This window comes from Actinoplanes sp. NPDC089786 (genome assembly GCF_040684855.1).
In the GTDB taxonomy this organism is placed as follows: domain Bacteria; phylum Actinomycetota; class Actinomycetes; order Mycobacteriales; family Micromonosporaceae; genus Actinoplanes.
In genome coordinates this window covers 56,311-75,520 of record NZ_JBFBGU010000005.1, presented here as the reverse complement: position 1 = coordinate 75,520, position 19,210 = coordinate 56,311, and the positions used below count along the sequence as shown (strand labels likewise).

The 19,210-nt window shown below is 71.0% G+C and carries 26 protein-coding genes; 9 read left to right on the top strand and 17 right to left on the bottom strand.

The genetic code is table 11. The features are described from left to right. Window positions 1-5 precede the first annotated feature (5 nt). The gene (locus AB0O15_RS18735; protein WP_364319896.1) at window positions 6-815 is read left to right on the top strand and encodes a hypothetical protein; all 810 of its coding nucleotides are present in this window, start codon (window positions 6-8) and stop codon (window positions 813-815) included. 78 nt (window positions 816-893) lie between these two features. Continuing rightward, window positions 894-1,709, top strand: a complete 816-nt coding sequence (locus AB0O15_RS18730; RefSeq protein WP_364319894.1) for an SAM-dependent methyltransferase — start codon at window positions 894-896, stop codon at window positions 1,707-1,709. Here AB0O15_RS18730 and AB0O15_RS18725 read toward each other — a convergent pair. Further along, a complete protein-coding gene (locus AB0O15_RS18725) occupies window positions 1,675-2,280 on the bottom strand; it encodes a hypothetical protein (protein ID WP_364319892.1) in 606 nt (201 codons plus the stop codon). The two genes, AB0O15_RS18730 and AB0O15_RS18725, sit on opposite strands and share 35 nt — an antisense overlap. Window positions 2,281-2,365: 85 nt before the next feature. On the opposite strand from AB0O15_RS18725, the gene mltG reads away from it, so the two are divergent. After that, complete coding sequence (gene mltG, locus AB0O15_RS18720) at window positions 2,366-3,502, top strand: endolytic transglycosylase MltG (protein WP_364320479.1); 1,137 nt, start codon at window positions 2,366-2,368, stop codon at window positions 3,500-3,502. Window positions 3,503-3,505: 3 nt separating this feature from the next. Here mltG and AB0O15_RS18715 read toward each other — a convergent pair whose 3' ends face one another. Together AB0O15_RS18715 and AB0O15_RS18710 are read right to left on the bottom strand one after the other, a co-directional pair. Next, a complete protein-coding gene (locus tag AB0O15_RS18715; RefSeq protein WP_364319890.1) occupies window positions 3,506-4,153 on the bottom strand; it encodes a GntR family transcriptional regulator in 648 nt (215 codons plus the stop codon). Next, entirely contained in the window at window positions 4,150-4,494 is a 345-nt protein-coding gene (locus AB0O15_RS18710) for a hypothetical protein (protein WP_364319889.1), read from the bottom strand. Before AB0O15_RS18710 ends, AB0O15_RS18715 begins: the two co-directional genes overlap by 4 nt. Before the next feature lie 3 nt (window positions 4,495-4,497). Between AB0O15_RS18710 and AB0O15_RS18705 the strand changes: the two genes are divergently transcribed. Both AB0O15_RS18705 and AB0O15_RS18700 read left to right on the top strand, forming a co-directional pair. Then, window positions 4,498-5,196 carry a hypothetical protein gene (locus AB0O15_RS18705; protein ID WP_364319887.1) on the top strand — a complete coding sequence of 233 codons (699 nt, stop codon included), beginning with the start codon at window positions 4,498-4,500 and terminating at the stop codon, window positions 5,194-5,196. Beyond that, window positions 5,078-5,395: a helix-turn-helix transcriptional regulator gene (locus AB0O15_RS18700; RefSeq protein WP_364320477.1), complete on the top strand. Its 318-nt coding sequence runs from the start codon at window positions 5,078-5,080 to the stop codon at window positions 5,393-5,395. Before AB0O15_RS18705 ends, AB0O15_RS18700 begins: the two co-directional genes overlap by 119 nt. Before the next feature lie 9 nt (window positions 5,396-5,404). Here AB0O15_RS18700 and AB0O15_RS18695 read toward each other — a convergent pair whose 3' ends face one another. The 4 genes from AB0O15_RS18695 to AB0O15_RS18680 form a co-directional block, all read right to left on the bottom strand. Next, on the bottom strand, window positions 5,405-6,016 hold the full coding sequence (locus tag AB0O15_RS18695; RefSeq protein ID WP_364319885.1) for an HAD family phosphatase: 612 nt from the start codon (window positions 6,014-6,016) through the stop codon (window positions 5,405-5,407). Between the two features lie 69 nt (window positions 6,017-6,085). After that, a complete protein-coding gene (locus AB0O15_RS18690) occupies window positions 6,086-6,742 on the bottom strand; it encodes a hypothetical protein (protein WP_364319883.1) in 657 nt (218 codons plus the stop codon). Between the two features lie 138 nt (window positions 6,743-6,880). Beyond that, window positions 6,881-7,528, bottom strand: coding sequence for a nuclease (locus AB0O15_RS18685; RefSeq protein ID WP_364319881.1), 648 nt, complete (start codon window positions 7,526-7,528; stop codon window positions 6,881-6,883). Then, complete coding sequence (locus AB0O15_RS18680) at window positions 7,459-8,235, bottom strand: SAM-dependent methyltransferase (protein ID WP_364319879.1); 777 nt, start codon at window positions 8,233-8,235, stop codon at window positions 7,459-7,461. The genes AB0O15_RS18685 and AB0O15_RS18680 overlap by 70 nt, the downstream gene beginning before the upstream one ends. 236 nt (window positions 8,236-8,471) lie before the next feature. On the opposite strand from AB0O15_RS18680, the gene AB0O15_RS18675 reads away from it, so the two are divergent. Then, complete coding sequence (locus AB0O15_RS18675) at window positions 8,472-8,969, top strand: NUDIX domain-containing protein (RefSeq protein WP_364319877.1); 498 nt, start codon at window positions 8,472-8,474, stop codon at window positions 8,967-8,969. A gap of 64 nt (window positions 8,970-9,033) precedes the next feature. On the opposite strand, the gene AB0O15_RS18670 is transcribed toward AB0O15_RS18675, so the two are convergent. Then, window positions 9,034-9,390 carry a VOC family protein gene (locus AB0O15_RS18670; protein ID WP_364319876.1) on the bottom strand — a complete coding sequence of 119 codons (357 nt, stop codon included), beginning with the start codon at window positions 9,388-9,390 and terminating at the stop codon, window positions 9,034-9,036. A gap of 119 nt (window positions 9,391-9,509) precedes the next feature. Between AB0O15_RS18670 and AB0O15_RS18665 the strand changes: the two genes are divergently transcribed. Beyond that, window positions 9,510-10,154 (top strand): class I SAM-dependent methyltransferase, encoded by a 645-nt coding sequence (locus AB0O15_RS18665; RefSeq protein ID WP_364319874.1) that lies wholly within the window; start codon window positions 9,510-9,512, stop codon window positions 10,152-10,154. A 141-nt stretch (window positions 10,155-10,295) separates the two neighbouring features. Here the strand turns inward: AB0O15_RS18665 and AB0O15_RS18660 are convergent, their stop codons facing one another. The 5 genes from AB0O15_RS18660 to AB0O15_RS18640 all read right to left on the bottom strand — a co-directional run bounded on the left by AB0O15_RS18660 (window position 10,296) and on the right by AB0O15_RS18640 (window position 14,663). Continuing rightward, window positions 10,296-11,219 carry a biotin-dependent carboxyltransferase family protein gene (locus AB0O15_RS18660; RefSeq protein ID WP_364319873.1) on the bottom strand — a complete coding sequence of 308 codons (924 nt, stop codon included), beginning with the start codon at window positions 11,217-11,219 and terminating at the stop codon, window positions 10,296-10,298. Window position 11,220: 1 nt separating this feature from the next. Beyond that, window positions 11,221-11,838, bottom strand: coding sequence for a 5-oxoprolinase subunit PxpB (pxpB, locus tag AB0O15_RS18655; protein WP_364319872.1), 618 nt, complete (start codon window positions 11,836-11,838; stop codon window positions 11,221-11,223). Next, window positions 11,835-12,593, bottom strand: a complete 759-nt coding sequence (locus AB0O15_RS18650; protein ID WP_364319870.1) for a putative hydro-lyase — start codon at window positions 12,591-12,593, stop codon at window positions 11,835-11,837. The genes pxpB and AB0O15_RS18650 overlap by 4 nt, the downstream gene beginning before the upstream one ends. After that, a complete protein-coding gene (locus AB0O15_RS18645) occupies window positions 12,590-13,345 on the bottom strand; it encodes a 5-oxoprolinase subunit PxpA (RefSeq protein WP_364319868.1) in 756 nt (251 codons plus the stop codon). The genes AB0O15_RS18650 and AB0O15_RS18645 overlap by 4 nt, the downstream gene beginning before the upstream one ends. Window positions 13,346-13,415: 70 nt before the next feature. Further along, window positions 13,416-14,663 carry an NRAMP family divalent metal transporter gene (locus AB0O15_RS18640; RefSeq protein WP_364319866.1) on the bottom strand — a complete coding sequence of 416 codons (1,248 nt, stop codon included), beginning with the start codon at window positions 14,661-14,663 and terminating at the stop codon, window positions 13,416-13,418. Window positions 14,664-14,843: 180 nt separating this feature from the next. Here AB0O15_RS18640 and AB0O15_RS18635 point away from each other — a divergent pair, with 180 nt between their 5' ends. After that, the gene (locus AB0O15_RS18635) at window positions 14,844-15,485 is read left to right on the top strand and encodes a DUF3159 domain-containing protein (RefSeq protein WP_364319864.1); all 642 of its coding nucleotides are present in this window, start codon (window positions 14,844-14,846) and stop codon (window positions 15,483-15,485) included. A gap of 49 nt (window positions 15,486-15,534) precedes the next feature. Here AB0O15_RS18635 and AB0O15_RS18630 read toward each other — a convergent pair whose 3' ends face one another. Both AB0O15_RS18630 and AB0O15_RS18625 read right to left on the bottom strand, forming a co-directional pair. Continuing rightward, window positions 15,535-15,936, bottom strand: coding sequence for a hypothetical protein (locus AB0O15_RS18630; RefSeq protein WP_364319862.1), 402 nt, complete (start codon window positions 15,934-15,936; stop codon window positions 15,535-15,537). 74 nt (window positions 15,937-16,010) lie between these two features. Continuing rightward, window positions 16,011-16,247: a hypothetical protein gene (locus AB0O15_RS18625; protein ID WP_364319860.1), complete on the bottom strand. Its 237-nt coding sequence runs from the start codon at window positions 16,245-16,247 to the stop codon at window positions 16,011-16,013. 3 nt (window positions 16,248-16,250) lie between these two features. On the opposite strand from AB0O15_RS18625, the gene AB0O15_RS18620 reads away from it, so the two are divergent. Further along, window positions 16,251-16,562: a hypothetical protein gene (locus AB0O15_RS18620; RefSeq protein WP_364319858.1), complete on the top strand. Its 312-nt coding sequence runs from the start codon at window positions 16,251-16,253 to the stop codon at window positions 16,560-16,562. Window positions 16,563-16,633: 71 nt separating this feature from the next. On the opposite strand, the gene AB0O15_RS18615 is transcribed toward AB0O15_RS18620, so the two are convergent. Both AB0O15_RS18615 and AB0O15_RS18610 read right to left on the bottom strand, forming a co-directional pair. Then, on the bottom strand, window positions 16,634-18,115 hold the full coding sequence (locus AB0O15_RS18615) for a glycosyltransferase (RefSeq protein WP_364319856.1): 1,482 nt from the start codon (window positions 18,113-18,115) through the stop codon (window positions 16,634-16,636). After that, window positions 18,112-19,158: a HEAT repeat domain-containing protein gene (locus tag AB0O15_RS18610; RefSeq protein WP_364319854.1), complete on the bottom strand. Its 1,047-nt coding sequence runs from the start codon at window positions 19,156-19,158 to the stop codon at window positions 18,112-18,114. Before AB0O15_RS18610 ends, AB0O15_RS18615 begins: the two co-directional genes overlap by 4 nt. Window positions 19,159-19,210 lie beyond the last annotated feature (52 nt).

The following is a 19,210-nucleotide window of genomic DNA, read 5'->3' as shown; positions in this document are numbered from 1 at the left end:
CCGCCGTGACCGCTCCCCCTCCTTACTTCCCGCCGGCGCCTCAGCCGGCGCCGCGGAAGAGCCGGCTGCCCCTGATCCTCGGCATCGTGGTCAGCGTCCTGGTCCTGTGCTGCGGCGGCGGGGCGACGTTCATGGTCGTCGCCAGCAGGGAGGGCGGGCCGCTCTCGGGGCTGCGCCTGCCGGCCCCCGGCGGCGAGCCCGCCTCGCCCCGCCCCACCACGCCCGAGGCCGCGCCGCCGGTCACCGAGCCGTCCTCGGCCCCGCCCACGACCACCGCGCCGACCGGCCCGCCCCCGGCCGACGTCACCTATTCGGGTCGCGGCACCAGGACGGTCAAGCTCAAGCCGCTGGCCGAGCAGTACGACCACTTCGCGGTGATCAGCCACCGGGGCAGCAGCAACTTCGCGATCTGGTCGGTCGACTCCGAGGGCGAGGAGGGCCGGCTGATCGTCAACCAGGTCGGCACCTACCGGGGCGCCCGCCCGATCGACCTGGACGACGAGCCGGCCGCGCTGAAGGTCGAGGCGGACGGCTCCTGGAAGATCGTCGTCAAGGTCATGAGCAAGGCGCCGGCCTGGCCACGAACCACGTCCGGCCGCGGCGACCAGGTCCTGCGGATCGCCGCCGCCGACGCCGGCAAGACGGCCGCCTTCACCCACAAGGGCCGGTCCAACTTCGTCGTCCAGTCCTACGGCGAGACCCCCGACCTATTGATCAACGAGATCGGCAAATACTCGCGCGAGGTGCCCATCCCGTCCGGAACCACCGTCGTCGCCATCGAGGGCGACGGCTCGTGGACGATGAAACCGAGCTGATCGGCGACGCCGTGATCACGATCAGCGACGCGTCCGGGCCGGTCGCGGCGGGGATCGTTGTCGGGCTATCGTTCCGGCGTGGACGACAGAGTGGCGGGAGCCGCGGGGATCGACGCCAGCGTGGCGCACCCCGCCCGGCGGTACAACTACTGGCTCGGCGGCAAGGACAACTTCGCGGCCGACCGGGCTTCCGGTGACGAGCTGCAGCGGCTGTTCCCCAAGGTGCGGCTGGGCGCGCTGGCCAACCGGGCGCTGCTGCGCCGGGCGACGCAGTTCCTGGCGGCCGACGCCGGCATCCGGCAGTTCCTCGACATCGGCACCGGCCTGCCGACCGCCGACAACACCCATGAGGTCGCCCAGCGGGTGACGCCCGAGAGCCGGGTCGTCTATGTGGACAACGACCCGCTGGTCATGGTCCACGCGCGGGCCTTGCTGACGAGCACGCCGGCCGGGCGTACGGCCTACATCCAGGCCGACCTGAACGACCCGCAGTCGATCTTGGACGACCCGCAGCTGCGCGGCACCCTGGACATGACACAGCCGGTCGGGCTGATGCTGATCGCCGTCCTGCACTTCATCCACGGAAAGGGCGCGGCCAAGCCGATCGTGCGTACGCTGCTGGACGCCCTGCCGCCCGGCAGTCACCTGGTCGCCACGCACGCCACCTCCGACTTCGGCACCCCCGAGCAGCAGGCCCTCTACGAGCAGCTGGTCCGCGACGGCAAGTCCGACGTCTGGACCCGCCCGTTCGACGAGTTCGCCGACCTGTTCGAGGGCCTGGAGCTGGTCGAGCCGGGCGTGGTGCCGGCCAGCGAGTGGCGCCCCGACGAGGGCGACACGGTGCCGGTGCGCTCGGACATCAACCTCTGGACGGCGGTCGGCCGGAAGCCGTGACCAGCTCGGCGACCGGCGAGAGTTGATCGACGGCGTTGATCGCGCGTACGCCGTAGACGCGCGCCCGCTCGTCGAGCACGAAGCTCGTGCCGCCCAGCCGGCCGGCGACCCGCCCGTCGAGCAGCACCTCGTAACCGGCCACCGGCGGCACGAAGCCGCCCGGCGGCAGGGCCGGCGCCGTCCAGGAGAGCACCCCGGAGGCCAGCCGCAGGTCGGTCGGCGCGGGTGGCACCTCGTCGCCACGCCAGATCCGGCCGAGGCTCTGGTAGGCCGCCGCCGACACGTTGCCGGCCTCGTCGATCGTGCGTACGGCGAAGATGAAGATGCCCGGCGGCGGCGGGAAGGCCGAGTACTGGTAGCCGGGCTCGGTGACCGTGGTGACCAGCCGGTCCCGCTCGTACACCTGGTAGTGGATCGGCCCGCGGTCGTCGGTCGACGGCGCCCACCGCAGCACCACCCCGCCCGACGAGACGTCGATCAGCAGCGGGCCGGGCCGGGTCGGGGCCGTGTGGTCGGGGGCGGGACAGGGGGCACTCAACGCGACGGTCAGCGCGACAACCAGTGGCAACATATCGATGAGTGTAGATTAGGTAAACCTGCTGGCGCGCCCATCGACAGGCATGCGTACGCTGCGCCTCTGACCGTCGACGAGAGGCATCTCTGTGGGTGACGAGAAGTACCGATCCCGTCACGTTCGACGCGGTGAGCGTGCGCGCATCGCGGTGACGAGCTGGTCTCTGGTTGTCATCCTGCTCGGTCTGACCGGCGCCGGCGGTTACGTCCTGTACGACCGGTTCAGCGTCGCCGACTACAGCGGCGCCGGCACCGGCGCCATCCGCGTGAACATCCCGGAAGACTCCACCGGCACCGACATCGGCGTGGTCCTGCGCGACGAAGATGTGGTCAAGAGCGTCGAGGCGTTCACCCGGGCCGCCGCGCAGAACCCCCGCGGCCAGCAGATCCAGGCCGGCTCGTTCAACCTGCGCAAACAGATGTCCGGCGAGGCCGCGGTGGCCCTGCTGCTCGATCCGAAGTCCCGGGTCCGCGGCGGCGTCACGATCGAGGAGGGCAAGACCGCCAGGCAGGTGTACGCCACCCTGGCCAAGGCGACCAAGGTGCCCGAGGGCGACTTCGTCGCCGCCGGGAAAGATCCGCTGGCGCTCGGCGTACCCAAATCGTGGTTCGAGCGTGAGGACGGTCAGAGGCAGTCCCGCTCGATCGAGGGCTTCCTGTTCCCGGACACCTACGAGTTCAAGGAAGGCTTGACCGCGAAGCAGATGCTCAGCGAGATGGTCAAGCACTTCCTGGCGCAGGACAAGAAGCTGAAGTTCAGCGAGCGGGTGCCCAAGGAGCGCAAGATCAGCCCGTACGAGGCGCTGATCGTCGCCTCGCTCGCCCAGGCCGAGTCGGGCAACGACGACGACACCGGCAAGATCGCGCGGGTCGCCTACAACCGGCTGTACGGCGACTTCCCGTGCAACTGCCTCGAGTTCGACGTCGGGATCAACTACTACTACCAGCTCACCGGCCGGCCGACGAAGCCGTCCGGGAAGATGACCCGCGAAGAGCTGCGCGACCCGAAGAACCCGTACCGGCTGCACGGCAAGCCCGGCCTGACCCCGACGCCGATCAACAACCCCGGCCTGGTCGCGTTGCAGGGCGCGATGGACCCGCCCAAGGGCGACTGGCTGTTCTTCGTGGCCATCGAGAAGGACGGCCACTCGGCGTTCGCGGTGACCGACGCCGAGCACGAGAAGAACAAGGAGAAAGCCCGCAAGAACGGCGGTCTCTGAGGCCTACGGCAGTACGCCGAGGACGACCCGTTCCGAGGTGAGCAGGTAGTCGCGCAGGAGGTCGGCCGCGACCAGGGCGTCGCCGTCCTCGTAGACCCGGGTGATCTCGTCGTTCATCGGCACGAACGGCCGGTGCAGCGCCTCGTAGTCGGGCGCCGCGGCGAAGGCCAGCCGCAGCTCGGCGGTGAGCTGGCGCATCCAGCCGTCCAGCCGCGGGCTGCCGGCCAGCGCGACGATCTGCTCGTGGAAGTGCATGTTGGCCGTGCCGACGGCCCGCCACTCGCCGGCCTCGGCCGCGGCCAGCGCGTCGTCCACGGCCGCCCGCAACGCCCCGGCCCGCGGCGGATCGGTCGGCGCCTGCCGGAGCGCGGTGCACTCCAGCAGCACCCGGACCCGATAGATGTCCGCGATCTGCGCCGGGCTGAGCGTGGCGACGAACACGCCCCGGTGCGGATAGCGCACCAGCAGCCCCTCCTCGATCAGCGTCGAGAAGGCCTCGCGCAGCGTGTTGCGCGACACCTCGAGCTCGACGGTCCAGAAGCTCTCCGGCAGCGGCGTGCCCGGGGCCAGCTCCCCCGCGGTCATCCGGTCACGGAGCCGGGCGACCGCACGGGCCGCCCCGGTCTCCGCCCTGTCTGGTGCAGTGGTCACGCGGTCAAGTCAACCAGTTCCCCGCGCGCCGAAGGCTTCCAGGCCAGCCACCCGCGACACAGCAGGTAGGCGATCCCCGTGGCCAGCACCAGCGGTCCGTCGGCGATCACGTGCCGCATGGCGTCCGGCTTGCCGATCACCAGCACGGCGAAGACGGTGATCGCCAGCGTCCGCCACGCCTCGGTCAGGAGGCGTTCGTCGGACACCTCACTCGTGATCCGCAGGCCCTGCACAAAAGCGCCGATCGTGGCGATCGCGCCCGGAAAGCCGCTTCCGGGTTCCGGGTGCTCGACGCGTCCGGTGCGGAGTTCGAAGCCGAGCTGCCGTACGCCGGTCTGCACCAGATGTGCGTACCCCTGCCGGGCGATCTTGCTCTTGGTTCTGCCCCCGACCTGCTGCGGACCGGGCTGGCGACGCTGGAGCTGCTGACCACCGCCGCGCGCGACCAGCCGCTGCTCGGCCTGGTCGACGACGCCCAGTGGCTCGACGCGGCGTCGACCCGGACGCTGACCTTCGTGGCCCGCCGCCTGTCGGCCGAGCCGATCGCTCTCCTGTTCGCCGCCCGAACGCCGCCCCTTTCCACCGCCGCGCCATCGTCCGGGCCGGGTGTGCTGGCCGAACTGCCCGGGCTGGAGGTCGACGGGCTGGCCGACACCGACGCCCGAGCCGTGCTCGCCGACCGCCACCGGACGCTCGACGAGCAGGTACGCGACCGGATCGTCGCCGAGGCCCGCGGCAACCCGCTGGCCCTGCTGGAGCTGCCGTCGGCCGGCGGTTTCGGCCCACCGGCCCCGATGACGGCCCGGATCGAGAACAGCTTCCGCAACCGGCTGGCCCGGCTACCGGCCGGGGCGCGGCTGCTGCTGACCGTGGCCGGCGCCGATCCGACCGGCGATCCCCGGCTGCTGTGGCCGGCCGTACACGATCTGGACGTCGACGTGCCCGCCGCGACCGCGGCGACTATCCGCCGGCGCTGGCCGCCGCCCGCGCGGCCGTCGACCGGGGCGAACTGTTCCTGGCCGGCGCCGCCCTGCCCGAGCTGATCGATGCGGCCGTCCGCTGCGGCGCCCCGTCCGAGGCTTCGGCTGCCCTCTCTCTGCTGGAAGAACGAACCACGGCGTCGGGTACGCCCACAGCCTGTTCATCAGCCCTCGCACGGTCGACGCCCACCTGCGCAACATCTTCCGCAAGCTGACCATCACGTCCCGCCGCCAGCTCCGCGACCGCCCCGAGATCTCGTAGGGCGTGGTGTCACCCGAGGCCGAGGAAGGCCGGGTCGAGGGCGCTGCGGTCGGCCACCCGGCCGATGTCGAGGACCTGGCAGCCGGCGGCCGTCGCGCTGGCCAGGCCGGCCGGGGAGTCCTCGACGGCCACGCAGTCGGCGATGTTCAGGCCGAGGCGGGCGGCGGCGAGCAGGTAGGGCTCCGGGTCGGGTTTGACGTTCACGACGTCGTTCTCGGTGACCACGGTGTCGAAGAGGTCGGCGGCCGGGCCGGTGAGCAGGCTGTCGACGAGGATCCGGCTGCTGCTCGTGACCAGGGCGGTCGGGACACCCTGGGCCCGCACGGCGCGCACCAGGTCGAGGGCGCCGGGGTACCAGCCGGCGCGTTCGAGCAGGACGCGGGAGACGCGCGTCTCGAGCCACCGGACGTCGGCCGGGACATCGCCGCCGACGAGGCCGAGGCGGCCGTGCACGAGGGCGACCGCTTCGGGCGTACTCAAACCGGCCAGACCCTCGAAGGCGTCCGCCGCGGCAACCACCTCGTGCCGATCGGCGAGGGCGAGCAAGGCGACCCGCCAGACCGGGTCGCTGTCGTGCAACGTCCCGTCCAGGTCGAAGAGCACCGCTCGCGGCCCCCGCATGCAGCACAGAGTAGGACGTGAAAAGCCCCCGATCGAGGGACTTGAATTGAGTGAATCGCCTGGCCAGCGTCAACCCCGGGCGACCGACACCTCGGTCGCCGGGTCGTGTGGCGCCGCCCACGAGGCCGTGCCGACGATGACGCCGGCGCGGAGCCACGGCTGATCGGCCTCGAGGAACGGCGCTTCCTCGGCCTCCCACTCGTCCCAGAGGCGATCCGCCTCCTCCGGGTCACGACCCAGGTCGGCCATGTCGCGGCGCACCCCGCGACGCTTGGCCTCGACGTAGTCGGACTGCACCCAGATCGCCACGTCCAGGTAGGGCGCGAGCGACCGCCGGGACACCCCCACACCCTCGATGATCACGGTCAACGCCCCCGGGTCGACGTCGATGGAGCCCTCCCGGCCGTCCCGGATCCACGCCGGCGGCCGATAGCTGACCGCCTCACCGGCGTGCAGCGGCTCCAGGATCCCGGCGATCATCAGGTCGTCCCAGCCGAACCGCGAATGCGCCCAGGCCACGTCGTCGGAGTGCACTACCGCGGCCGGCGCGAACTCCCGAGCCAGCCGATCGGCCAGCACGGTCTTGCCGCTCCCGCCGCGCCCGTCCACCGCAACGATCCGCGGCCGCCCGACCGGGTCGGCCGCCGCGGCCAGCGACCGAGCGAAGTCGTCGAGCCGCTCGACTCGCCACGGGCCGGCCGCCGGCTCACCCGGTCCCAGTTCCACTCCCGCCCTCTACCCGACGAACACGATGATCACACCGGCCGGCCGTTCCGTATCGATGATCGAATACAGTGCCGGGCGCCCACGACCGCGACCCATCGCCCTAGAACCCCTCGTCGTGGGAATGGCATAGGCCCTCGCCTAGAGGAAGCGTTCCGGGTCGAAGCTGTCGAGATCGATGATCCGGACCCGGGGAAGGACGCTGGTGAAACAGCCCGCGTCCTCCTCGATGTCGAAGATCTGCAGGCCCGCCAGGTCGGTGAAACCCGCGTTCAGGAACTCCTTGAAACCGACGACGCCGACCTGACGGTCACCGCCGAGCAGCTGATCGATCTGCGGCAGGAAATCGCCGTCGTGGCTGGCCAGCAGCACGTTCCCGGCGCGCCGGGAAATGGCCTCCAGGGTGCGCTGGATGCCGATGTCCACCACCTTCTGATCCGACGAACCGGCCAGCGGGATCGGCCGGTACCCCATGCTCAGCAGCGCGCGCACAAAAGGCATCGGCAGCCCGCCACCCGAGGCGTTCAGGAAGAACAGACCCTTGACCGGCTGCTGCCACGTTTCCTGCGCGAACTCACGCAGGCGCTCCCACCGCGGCCGCTCAGCCGGGGCCGGCCGGCGATCGAGAACACTGTTGCCCAGGGTGGCGTCAATGTTCTCCCCATCGACGATGAGGTACGTGACAGATTCCGGCGTACCGGGCATGAATGTGCCTTTCCTCAGGGCTTGCGGCCCACCGCGCAGTACACGTCGAGCGCGGCCGGATCGGTGCCCGGCTCCGGACGCCACCGCGACGTCGGCACCAGGCCCGGCTCCAGCAGCTCCAGCCCATCGAAGTAGCCGGCGATCTCCTCGGGCGTACGCAGGTTGTACGGGTGGCCGCTCTGCTTGGCGACCCGCTGGCTCTCCACGCTCTGCGCGCTGGTGCTCGTCCCGTCGCTGATCGCCAGGTAGCTGCCCGACGGCACCGCGGCGAGCAGCCGGTCGACGATCGCGCGGGCCTCGGCGTAGTCGGCGACGTTGCCCAGGATGCCGATCATGGTCAGCGCCACGGGCCGGCTGAAGTCGAGCGTACGGGCCGCCTCGCTCAAGATCCGTTCTGGATCTTCCACGTTGGAGTCGATGTACGCCGTCACGCCCTCGGCCGAACTCGTCAGCAACGCCCGGGCGTGCGCCAGCACGAGCGGGTCATTGTCGACATAAACCACCCGCGACTCGGGCGCCACCCGCTGCGCGACCTCATGGGTGTTGTCCGCCGTCGGGAGCCCCGTGCCGATGTCCAGGAACTGCCGGATACCCACCTCACCGGCGAGGAGCGTGACCGCCAGCCGGAGAAACCTCCGCTGCGACTGGGCGACCGCCGCGATGCCCGGGTTGGCCGCCCGCAGCGCCTCACCAACCTCCCGATCAACGGCGAAGTGGTCCTTGCCGTCCAGAAGGTAGTTCCAGACCCGAGCGCTACTCGGCCGGGTTACGTCAATCTTGGGATCGTTCATCACGAAATGCCCTCCGATGAGGCGGCCGTTGGACAAAGATCCTAGGCACTCCCTCCCAGCCTCTCCCAGCGGCACCCGCCGCCAGGCTCCACCAGCGACAAAGGCCCCATCTCGCGCCGCGTCACTGTTCTCCTCCCGTTCGGTCAGCTCCTGGTGCAGCATCGGTGGCCATCGCTCGGTCGATACTCTGCCGCCGTGCCGATCAACACCCGCCTCGTCGCCGCGTCCGACACGCCATGACGCTTCGCCGCGCCGTCCGCGCGATCATCCTTGACGAGGACGACCGGATCCTGCTCTGCCGGTTCGTCTTCCCTCATCCGGCGGTGCCGGCGCAGGCGACGGCCGTGTGGTCGGCCCCGGGCGGCGGCATCGAACCCGGCGAGGACCGGTTGACGGCGTTGCGCCGTGAACTGCGCGAGGAGACCGGCCTGGTGATCAGCGCCGATCCACCTCACGTCTGGCACCAGGTCGTGGCCGCCGACCACACGCCGGGCCTCCCCGGCATCGTCAACGACTACTTCCTCGTCCGCACGACCCACTTCCAGCCCCGCGGTGAGCTGACCGACGATCAACTCGCCACGCAGGAGAACCTGGCCGGGTTCCGGTGGTGGCATCTCTCGGAGATCACCGGATACATGGGATCCGAGCTGTTCTCGCCCCGCGACCTGACAACACCCCTGGCCGCACTGCTCACCACGGGGACGCCGGACCGGCCGGTCCAACTCGGCCTCTAGCAGGTTCCGGGTGTGCGATCACGGTCAGACGCAGCGTCGGCTCGCCGAACTGGCCCTGTCCGGATCACCTCAAACAGAGGCAGAAGGGGTGACCTGCGGGGTCCAGGAAGATCCGGAAAGAGGTATCGGGCTGCTCCGGATGCCTGGTCGCACCGAGCTCGATCACGACCGCCTCGGCCGCATCGAGATCGTCGACGAGCATGTCGAGGTGCATCTGCTGGGGCCGGTCCTGGGTCGGCCACGTCGGCGGCGCGTAGTCAACGACCCGATGAAACGAGATGCACCGGCCGTCCCCACCACAGACCGAAGCCCGCTCGGCGGAGAAGTCGACCGTCCAATCCAGCATCGCGCCATAGAACCTGGCCAGCACACCAGGATCGGGACAGTCGATGACGATGAGAGGCATGCGTGCGACGGCCATAGCAGCAACGATATTGGCGAGGGGGATCGACCGCTTCCCCGATCCTGCAGTGACATGACTCGTCTCCGGCTCGCATCGAGATCGCCCGGGGCACGGCGTAACCGCTAGGGTCTCCGGCCGTGGAGGCCCCGATCGAAGAACTTCGCCACGCCCATGATGTGCTCGCCGACTGGTACGCGGAGCGGCTGGCCGGCCTCTTGGACTCGATGCCGGTCGAACGCGCGGTCCTCGACCTCTTCAGTGAACTCACCCTGGGCGCAGGTCTGGGCGCCGAGGTGGCCGACGTCGGGTGCGGTACCGGTCGCCTTGAACCGTACTTGGCGTCGCGCGGCCTTTCGCCACGCGGCGTCGACCTTTCTCCCGGCATGATCGACGTCGCTCGCCGTGATCATCCGGCGTTCCCGTTCGAGGTGGCCGACCTGCGCGGCCTGCCGTTCCCGGAGGCCTCGCTGGCTGGTGTGGTGTGTTGGTACTCGCTGATCTTCCTGGCGCCACCCGACCGGAAGCCCGCGTTCGCCGAGCTCGCGAGGGTCGTCAAGCCGGGTGGCTATCTGGTGGCCGCGTTCAAGGACGGCGACGGCCGGCACCGGCGCAGCGGGCGGTCGGCCGGTCTCGGGGTCGAGTTCGATTCGTACTGGCTGCCCGCCCAGGAGATGATCGACCTGGCTGTCGGCGCCGGCTTCGACGTGGTGTTCCAGGGCAGCCGGCCGCCTGAGGAGTCCGAGTCCTGCCCGCAGGGCTACCTGCTGCTCCGCAAGGCTTAGGTTTGTGCTCATCGATGAGCACGACGTGACCGTGTCCCGCTTGATCGAGCGGGCCCTCGGCCGGCTGAGACAACCGGCAAGCCACTCGCCTCAACCCGCTGACCAGCAACGACCTCTGACCAGATGCGCGCTGAAGGCCGATCACGCAGGCGCCTCCGTGAAGCGGACCGACTGGCCCGGGCGCAGCTGGGCGGCCCGATCGGCGGCGGCCGGCGTCAGCACCGCGATCACCGGATACCCCCCGGTCACCGGATGGTCGGCCTGGAAGATGATCGGCAGGCCGTTCGGCGGCACCTGGACCGAACCGCGGACCACCCCCTCGCTGGGCAGCTCCTCGGTGCGGCTCCGGGTGAGAGCCGGGCCGTCGAGACGGAGGCCGACCGTGTCGCTCGCCGGCGTGACCGTGTAGGTCTCACCGAGGAAGGTCGCCACCGCGTCGTCGGTGAACCAGTCGTCGCGCGGCCCGAGGTCTACTTCAAGGATGAGATGGTCGTCACCTGTGGATGACCGGCCGGAAAGCGGTTCCGGCGGGCTAGATTCCGACCCACCCAGTGCCGGGGTGGGGGAGGCGGCGGGCCGTCGATCAGCGCTACCCACCCCCCTGCGTGGAGGGGCGCCGATCGGCAGCTCATCGCCAGCCGCCGGCCGCGCCGGCCCCAACCCTGACGCATCCGTCGACCGCGACCCCAACACCGGCGCCACGTCAATCCCGCCCCGCACGGCCAGATAGGACCGCACCCCCCGCCGCGGCATCCCCACCTGCACCACACTCCCGGCCGCCACCTCCACCACCCGCTCGGACGCATGCGCCGCCCCATCCACCAGCAACGACGCATCACTCCCGGTCAGCGCCACCACGGCGTCGAAGTCGAACACCACCCGCAGCCCGCCCAGCGTGCACTCCAGCCCGGCACTCCAGCCCGGGTTCCCCACCAGCGCGTTGGCCCGCGTCAGCGCCCCCCGGTCGGCCGCCCCCGACGGCGCCACCCCGAGGGCGCCGTGCCCGGGCCGTCCGAGGTCTTTCACCACAACGCGGGGGCCGGTCCTCACCACCGTCATCCGCATGTCAGGTCACCGCCTGGAAGCGGACCCGCACGCCGGGCGTGAGCAGCGCCGGCGGGTCGCGGTCGAGGTCCCAGATGCGCAGTTCCGTCCGCCCGATCAGCTGCCAGCCGCCGGGGCTCTCGTTGGGGTAGACCCCGGAGTACGGTCCGGCGAGGGCGACCGAGCCGGCCGGGATCCGGGTACGCGGTGACGACCGCCGTGGCACGGTCAGCCGCGGGTCGCCCCCGATGAGGTAGCCGAACCCGGGCGCGAATCCGGTGAAGGCGACCGTCCACTCCCCCGCCGTGTGCATCTTCACCACCTCGTCGGCCGTTACGCCCACATGCGTGGCGACGTCAAGCAGGTCCTCTCCGTCGTACCGCACCGGAATGGTCACCGAGCCCACGTCGACGGATGGGCGCTCGGGGGTCGGCAGGGTGGAGATCAGGCCGGGCACCGCGGAGGGTGCGAGCACCGCGGGGTCGAGCCGGATCAGCACCGTCCGGGCGGCCGGTACCAGGTCGATCACGCCGGGCGGCGCCGCCTCCCGCAGCGTCGCGTACAGCGCCATGGCGGCGGACAGGTCGGCCACTTCGGCCAGGACGGCTTCGCGGCCGCAGCGCAGGAAACGTGTGCTCATACCTGGTATCTCGTGTCGGGGACGTCGGTGATCAGCATGTGTCCGGGCGCGTGGGTGATGGCGTAGGGCACGCCGGAGGCCATGACCGCCACCTGCGGGGTGACGCCGCACGCCCAGAAGACCGGCACCTCGGTGGAGGCGACGGGGACGGCGTCGCCGAAGTCGGGCGAGTCCAGGTCGGTGATGCCGAGCGAGGCCGGGTCTCCGATGTGTACGGGCGCCCCGTGCACGTCCGGGAAGCGCGCGCTGATCGTCGTGGCCAGCGCCACCTGCCCGGCCGGGATGGGTCGCATCGACACGACCATCTCCCCGTGCAGCCGTCCGGCGGGGCGGCAGGCGACGTTGGTCCGGTACATCGGCACGTTGCGCCCGAGGGCGATGTGCCGCATCTCGATCCCGGCCGCGATCAGCGCCGCCTCGAAGCTGAAGCTGCATCCGATCAGGAACGCCACCAGATCGTCCCGCCAGTGGGGCGTGACGTCGGAGGGTGAAGCGACGAGCGCCCCGTCCTCCCAGACGCGGTAGAGCGGCAGGTCGGTGCGCAGGTCGGCGCCGGGCGCCAGCGGGGTGGTCCAGGACGAGGTCACGTCGAGCACGGGGCAGGGGCGTGGGTTGCGCTGCCCGTACAGCAGCATGTCGTAGGCCCATTCGCGCGGCACGGCGATGAGGTTGGCCTGGGCGAGACCCGGCGCGAGCCCGGCGGTGGGGCGGACCACGCCGTCGCGGAACGAGGAGCGGAGCTGCGCGGCGATCATGACAGAACGAAAGGCTTGACGGGTACGCCTGCGTCAGCCAGCGATTTCGCCACGGCGCGGGCTATCGTGACCGCGCCGGGGGTGTCGCCGTGCACACAGATGGAGTCCGCGCGTACGGAGATGATCGTGCCGTCGACGGCGACCAGCTCGCCCGCCGTGACCAGCCGCACCATCCGCGCGGCGACCTCGGACGGGTCGTCGAGCAGCGCGCCGGGTGAGCGCCGGGACACCAGCGTGCCCTCGGGCGTGTAGCCGCGGTCGGCGAAGGCTTCGGTGACGACCCGCAGCCCGGCGGCCGAGGCCACGTCGCTGAACACCGTTCCGGGCAGGTGGAGCACGGGCAGCCGGGAGTCGAACCGGCTGATCGCCTCGACCACCGCCGCGGCCTGCCGTTGGTGCGACACGATCGCGTTGTAGAGCGCGCCGTGCGGTTTCACGTAGCGCACCCGCGACCCGGCCACCCGGGCCAGCCCGTCCAGCGCCGACAGCTGGTAGAGCACGTCGGCGACCAGGTCGGCCGGGTCGTAGTCGATGAACCGCCGCCCGAAGCCGGGCAGGTCGCGGTAGCCGACCTGCGCGCCGATGGCGACGCCCCGGGTGACCGCCCGTTCGCAGGTGGCCAGCAGGGTCCGCGGGTCGCCGGCGTGGAAGCCGCACGCGATGTTGGCGCTGGTCACGACCTCGAGCAGCGCGTTGTCGTCGCCGAGCCGCCAGGTGCCGAAGCCCTCGCCCAGGTCCGCGTTCAGATCCATGGTTCCCTCCGGAGCGGCTCGGGACGGGTGTTGCCGCACCCGCCCGAGCCGCCAGAAAAGTCGTGAACGGTCAGGACGCCAGGTACTCGAAGATCTTCTGCGCCGAGACCACGCCCATGTACCAGGTCAACGCGGCGACCACCGCTCCGGCGACGAGCAGCCACCCGGGATAGCGATAGCCGCCCAGGAGCTCGCGTCGCCGCCAGGCCGCGTACAGCAGGATCGTGAACCCGATCGGCAGGATCAGCCCGTTGAATCCGCCGGCGAACACCAGCAGGGCGGCGGGTGCGGCGCCGACCAGCAGGAAGATGATCGTGCTGACCACGATGAAGGCGACGGTCGTCCAGTTCCGCGTACGCGTCTCGGTGAAGCGCCGGGAGAAAGCGTCGAAGAACGAGACCGAGGTGTACGCCGCGCCGATCACCGACGTGATGGCGGCCGCCCACAGCACCACGCCGAACGCCCGCAGCCCGATCTGGCCGGCCGCCGACTCGAAGGCGTCCGCGGTGGCGTTGCCCTTGGTGTTCAGCGCGACGCCGCCCGCGACCACGCCGAGGATGGCGAGGAAGAGCAGGAAGCGCATCAGCCCCGTGACCGCGATGCCGGTCAGCGCGCCGCGTGTCACCTCGCGCAGGTGCTCGGGCCCGGTGGTGCCGCTGTCGAGCAGCCGGTGGGCTCCCGAGTAGGTGATGTAGCCGCCGACCGTGCCCCCGATGATCGTGGTGATCGCGGCGAAGTCGATGGTGTCCGGCCAGACGGTCTGGGTGAGCGCCTCGCCGACCGGCGGCCCCGAGACGATCGCGACGTACAGGGTCAGCCCGATCATCAGCAGGCCGAGCACGATGAGCACCCGGTCCATGGCCAGCCCCGCGCGCTTGACGACGAACAGCGAGATGCCGATCAGCGCGCTGATCGCGCCGCCGATCTTCGGGTCCAGCCCGATCGCCGCGTTCAGGCCCAGCCCGGTGCCGGCCACGTTGCCGATGTTGAAGACCAGCCCGCCGAGGATGACCAGCACGGCGAGCAGGTGTCCGGCTCCCGGGACGACGGCGTTGGCGATCTCGTGGGCCCGTTTGCCGGTGACCGAGACGATCCGCCAGATGTTCATCTGGACGACGAAGTCGACCAGCACCGACATCAGGATGCCGAAGGCGAACGCCGCGCCGAGCGCGACCGTGAAGGTGGTCGTCTGGGTGATGAAGCCCGGCCCGATGGCGCTGGTGGCCATCAGGAAGATCGCCCCGATCAGGGCGGTACGGCGGGCTTTGGGGCTGGACTCCGCCGTGATGGCGGCCGGTGCGGATGACTCAGGTGGCATGGTGTGCTCCTGACCACTGGGGGTATCCGTCGATCCCTTGACGGTAGAGATTGTTCAACGATCTGGAAAGAGTTGTTGAACAATTTTCCGCATGTGGCACACCCGCCGCCCCCAGCCCCGCCACCACCCCCAAAAAGGACTGAAGCGGTTAGGCTTACCTAACTCATTGGGGGGTGTCGGGTGGCGGACGAGTCGCTGTCGGATCTGCTGGGCGGCCGCCGCGCGGCCCTGGACGCCAGCGCGCCGGTCGCCGGCTTCCTGGCCGGCTGGCTGGCCACCGGCCACTCGATAGCCTGGGGCTCCGCCGCCGCGGTCCTGGTGGCCCTGGCCATGGCCGCCTGGCGCCTGCGCCGCGGCGACCGGCCCGGCGCCGTCCTCATCGGCCTCCTGGGCGTCTGCGTGGCCGCCCTGGTCGCCCTGCGAACCGGCCGAGCCGAAGACTTCTTCCTGATCCGCCTCCTCACCAACGGCGCCAGCGCCCTGGCCTGGGCAGTCAGCATCGTCATCCGCTGGCCCCTCCTGGGCCTCGTCGTGGGCGGCGTCCTGGGCCAGCGCACCAGCTGGCGCCGCGACCCGGCGCTGCTCACGGCGTACCAGAAAGGCAGTTGGGTCTGGGTCCTGCAATACGTGGTGCGCCTGGCCGTCTTCCTGCCCCTGTACGCGGCCGGCCAGGTCGTCGCCCTGGGCGTCGCCCAGATCGCCCTGACCTGGCCCCTGGTCGCCGCGGTGATCGCCGTGAGCTGGTGGGTGATCCGCCGCAGCCTCCCCGCCGGGCACCCCGGCCTCCGCCACCCCCAGATCCCCGAGAACGCCGTCCACTGACCCATTGGACAATGGCGAGTCAGAGCGACTGCGTGCCACGGTGACCTCGCTACTGAGCAATCCGCTCCCCGACCTGAGCGCCGGCCATCGCCGCTTGCGAGACATCGTCGATCACGCTCGGGGTGGTTACCTGCTCCGCTGGGCCGCCGCAGCCGCACGCCCGGAAGTGAACCGGCCGAAGCCGGAGCGGCTGGCTCGGGTCGTCGCGGCGCACCTGCTCGACCTCGGCTACGACGCCAACCATCTGAGGGCTTGGATCAAGCAACTCACCCGCCAACGCGCAAGCGCGGCGGACGTCCTCGACAGCGCGGTGGCGCTCGACTCGGCTCAACCGCGGGTCTTCACCGTTCTGGCCGCACTGGACAGTGTGCCTGAGCGAGAACTGGCCGAACAGCACGACGCGTGGATCTCCGACCGCGAGGTCATGGCCTGGCTCAGACAGCGCGGCCATCCGGTCAGCGGCGTCCGAGCCGGGGGCGGATTCCTCTATCGGGTGACTGCTCGGGACCCGTTCAGCGCCGCCTCTCAAGCACGCGAGTTCGTCGAGGACATGGTCGCGCGGTCATCGTTCATGAGAGCGAACCGGAACGGCATCAGGCCGGCCGCCATCAACCTTCGAAGCCCGATGCGCTGGCCGAGAGACTGGCGACCTGCTCGACGAACCGGGACCGAGCATTCGCCGTCGAAGAGGCCCTCAAAGCCGGAATCGCCCTGGAACCGGCCGGCGGCTTTCGGCGTGACGCCGATGTCGCGGCTATACATCGGATGCGCCGGGTCGTCACCGATCCCCGGACCGAACTCACGAGCGCGGGCACTGTCCTGCGGATCACGATGCGGCGCCTCTGTCGGGCACGCAACATCGTGTTGCATGGCGGTTCCACCCAGGGCGTCGCCTTGGAGGCCACGCTGCGCACCGCTGTTCCGCTGGTGGGCGCCGGGCTCGACCGCATCACTCACGCCGCCCTCGTCGAGAGCCTCGCCCCGCTCGACCTGGCCGCTCGCGCCGAGAACGGTCTCGACCTGGTCGGTGACGAGACCGACTTGAGAGTGGTCGACATCCTCGAACCGCGCAGGTGATCGCTTGCGCACCGGGGAAAAGATTGGGGGCCCCGGCCAAATTGGCGAGGACCCCCGGTATGTCCTGCCGGCTATACACCATCTCCGGGACGGGACGAGCCGGCTCCGACGAGTTCGGCGGAATCGGCCGGGACCGTGTCGAAGCCCTCGCGTTGCATGACCCCCCAGACGGCCGGGCGGCCGCGCCACGCGTGGGCCGCCCCCGACACCTGCCACAGCGCGAGGATCTGGCGATAGCCGAAGTTCTCGATAATCGCCGCGAGCACGCCGCGCAGCAGGTCCGTCCATCGTGGATAACGATGGAACGACACCTCCTCGATGAACAGCGACACCAGGCTGATCAACAATCCGTAGCCGTAGGCGACAAGCGCGAACCGCCACGCGAAGTCCAGGTTGATGGCGTCTGCCCAGAGCCCCAGCGGCACGAGCACCAGGGCCGCGAGTTCGATGAACGGGGCGGCCAGCTCGAAGGCCACGTAGTAGGGCAGGGCGAGCAGCCCGATGCGGCCGTAGCGGGGGTTGAGGACCATGCGGCGGTGTTTGCTGAGGATCTCGGCGATGCCCCGGTGCCAGCGGCGGCGCTGGTGGCCGAGGACGCGGAGGCTGCTGGGGGCCTCGCTCCAGCTGACCGGCTCGGCCACGAAGATGACCCGGTAGTCCTCGCCGCGTTCGCGCAGGTAGTGGTGCAGGCGTACGACCAGCTCGGCGTCCTCGCCGACGGTGTCGTGGGCCATTCCGCCGATCTTGACCACCAGGTCGCGCCGGAAGATGCCGAAGGCGCCGGAGATGACGACCAGGCCGCCCAGGCGTGACCAGCCCGTGCGGCCCATCAGGAACGCCCGCAGGTATTCGACGACCTGCACCCGGACCAGCCAGGTGCGCGGCATCCGGACGTCGACCACCCGGCCGCCGACCACCTTGCAGCCGTTGGCGATCCGCACCACGCCGCCGCACGCCGCCACCCGCAGCGGGTCGTCGCCGAACGGCTTGGCCACCGACAGCAGCGCGTCGGGGTCGAGGACCGAGTCGGCGTCGACCATGCAGACCAGCGGGTGCCGGGCCAGGTTGATGCCCACGTTGAGGGCGTCGGACTTGCCGCCGTTGGTCTTCCGGACGACGGTCAGGGTCTCCGGATTGGCCCGGGCCGCGTGCACCGACAGGACCTGGCTGGTGTACGGGACCTCGCCGGGCACCACGCGCGGGATCTCGACCAGGTCGAAGTGGTCCCGCAGCTGCTCGAAGGTGTTGTCGGCCGAGCCGTCGTCGACCACCACGACCTCGTACTTCGGGTAGCGCAGCGCGGTCATCGCCTGGACCGCGGCCACGATCCCGGGGCCCTCGTTGTAGGCCGGCACGATCACCGAGACCGGCAGCGTGAGCGGCGACCGGAACATGTCGTCCTGCCCGGCGAACGGCAGCCGCCGCAGGTGCCGCCCGAACTCCAGCCCGGCCAGCAGGATCAGCACCAGGTAGCTGGAGTTGAGGGCGACGAAGTAGGCGAAGATCGCCCAGTCGGTGGCGTGCAGGATCGGCCGGACGAGTTCGACGCTCATCCGACGGCCACCGGCTCTTCCAAGGAAGCCGTCAACGAAGCCATGGCCAGCGCCTCCCGGGCATGCGCGGCCGCCGATGAAGGCTGGGCGTGCCGCCCTCGGTCCTCGGCGTCGTCGAGTTCCAGCACCTCCCGCAGCGCTCGCAGGCCGCGTGGCCCGAGCCGGCGCAGCGCGTGGGCGGCCTCGTGCGCCACCCGGTAGTGCTCGTCGTCGATCATGCTCACCAGCGCCTCCACGGCGGAGGGCGCGCCCAGGTCGCCGAGCGCGCGGGCGGCCGCGGAGCGCAGGGCGGTGGGCCGGGCCGGGGTCAGGGCCTCGGTCAGCGGTTCCACGGCGCCGCGGGTGCCGAGCCGGCCGAGGTTGGTGGCGGCGGCTACGCGTACGTCGAGCACGCTGTCCTCGCGCAGCACCCGGGCGACCCGGTCCAGGGCCCCGGTGGCGCCCAGCAGTCCCAGGGCTTCGAGGCAGACCGCACGTACCCGGGCCTCGGGGTGATCGAGCGCGGCCGAGAGGGTGACCTCCGCCTCGGGGCCGAGTTGCACCAGGGTGTGGGTGGCCAGCAGGGACGCCACCGGGTCGGACTGGTCCAGGCTGGCGATGATCCGCCAGGCCGCGGCCGGGTCGCCGATCCGGCCGAGCGCCCGCACGGCCACCACGCGCACTTCCGCGTGCCGGTCGGTGAGCAGCCGGCACAGCTCCGGCACGGCCTGGCGCAGCTCCAGGTCGCCGAGCACCTGGGCCGCCCGGGCGCGCTTGACCCGGCTGCGGGAGCGCAGGTCGTAGAGGGCGCGGCGGGCGGTGCCGCGGCGCAGAAAGACCGAGACGAGCGCCAGGTGGGCCTCGCCGCGCAGCTTGCCGAGCAGGCTGAGGGCGCCGGGCTCGGCGGCCTTCCAGGCGTCCTCGGGGATGGCGACCAGGCCGTGGCTGCCCTGCTCGCCGTTGTCCGCGACGAAGGCCAGCAGTTCCCGGCGCGGCCCGGCGGCCAGGGTGGCCTGCCGGCGGCGGCGGACCTGGCGCAGCACCCGGACCGCGACGATCGCCACGGCGGTGACCACGAATGGCCGCCAGCACCACGATGATGATCGTGAAGATCCG

Excerpts from the sequence above, each read along its gene's own strand:
- AB0O15_RS18620 (WP_364319858.1), top strand. The coding sequence starts at position 16,251 with ATGCGCCGGGTCGTCACCGATCCCCGGACCGAACTCACGAGCGCGGGC.
- AB0O15_RS18670 (WP_364319876.1), bottom strand. The coding sequence starts at position 9,390 with ATGGCCGTCGCACGCATGCCTCTCATCGTCATCGACTGTCCCGATCCT.
- AB0O15_RS18630 (WP_364319862.1), bottom strand. The coding sequence starts at position 15,936 with ATGGCCGCGCTGTCTGAGCCAGGCCATGACCTCGCGGTCGGAGATCCA.
- AB0O15_RS18650 (WP_364319870.1), bottom strand. The coding sequence starts at position 12,593 with ATGATCGCCGCGCAGCTCCGCTCCTCGTTCCGCGACGGCGTGGTCCGC.
- AB0O15_RS18705 (WP_364319887.1), top strand. The coding sequence starts at position 4,498 with ATGTGCGTACCCCTGCCGGGCGATCTTGCTCTTGGTTCTGCCCCCGAC.
- pxpB (WP_364319872.1), bottom strand. The coding sequence starts at position 11,838 with ATGAGCACACGTTTCCTGCGCTGCGGCCGCGAAGCCGTCCTGGCCGAA.
- AB0O15_RS18645 (WP_364319868.1), bottom strand. The coding sequence starts at position 13,345 with ATGGATCTGAACGCGGACCTGGGCGAGGGCTTCGGCACCTGGCGGCTC.
- AB0O15_RS18695 (WP_364319885.1), bottom strand. The coding sequence starts at position 6,016 with ATGCGGGGGCCGCGAGCGGTGCTCTTCGACCTGGACGGGACGTTGCAC.
- AB0O15_RS18660 (WP_364319873.1), bottom strand. The coding sequence starts at position 11,219 with ATGCGGATGACGGTGGTGAGGACCGGCCCCCGCGTTGTGGTGAAAGAC.
- AB0O15_RS18615 (WP_364319856.1), bottom strand. The coding sequence starts at position 18,115 with ATGAGCGTCGAACTCGTCCGGCCGATCCTGCACGCCACCGACTGGGCG.
- AB0O15_RS18640 (WP_364319866.1), bottom strand. The coding sequence starts at position 14,663 with ATGCCACCTGAGTCATCCGCACCGGCCGCCATCACGGCGGAGTCCAGC.
- AB0O15_RS18725 (WP_364319892.1), bottom strand. The coding sequence starts at position 2,280 with ATGTTGCCACTGGTTGTCGCGCTGACCGTCGCGTTGAGTGCCCCCTGT.
- AB0O15_RS18625 (WP_364319860.1), bottom strand. The coding sequence starts at position 16,247 with ATGTATAGCCGCGACATCGGCGTCACGCCGAAAGCCGCCGGCCGGTTC.
- AB0O15_RS18680 (WP_364319879.1), bottom strand. The coding sequence starts at position 8,235 with ATGAACGATCCCAAGATTGACGTAACCCGGCCGAGTAGCGCTCGGGTC.
- AB0O15_RS18675 (WP_364319877.1), top strand. The coding sequence starts at position 8,472 with ATGACGCTTCGCCGCGCCGTCCGCGCGATCATCCTTGACGAGGACGAC.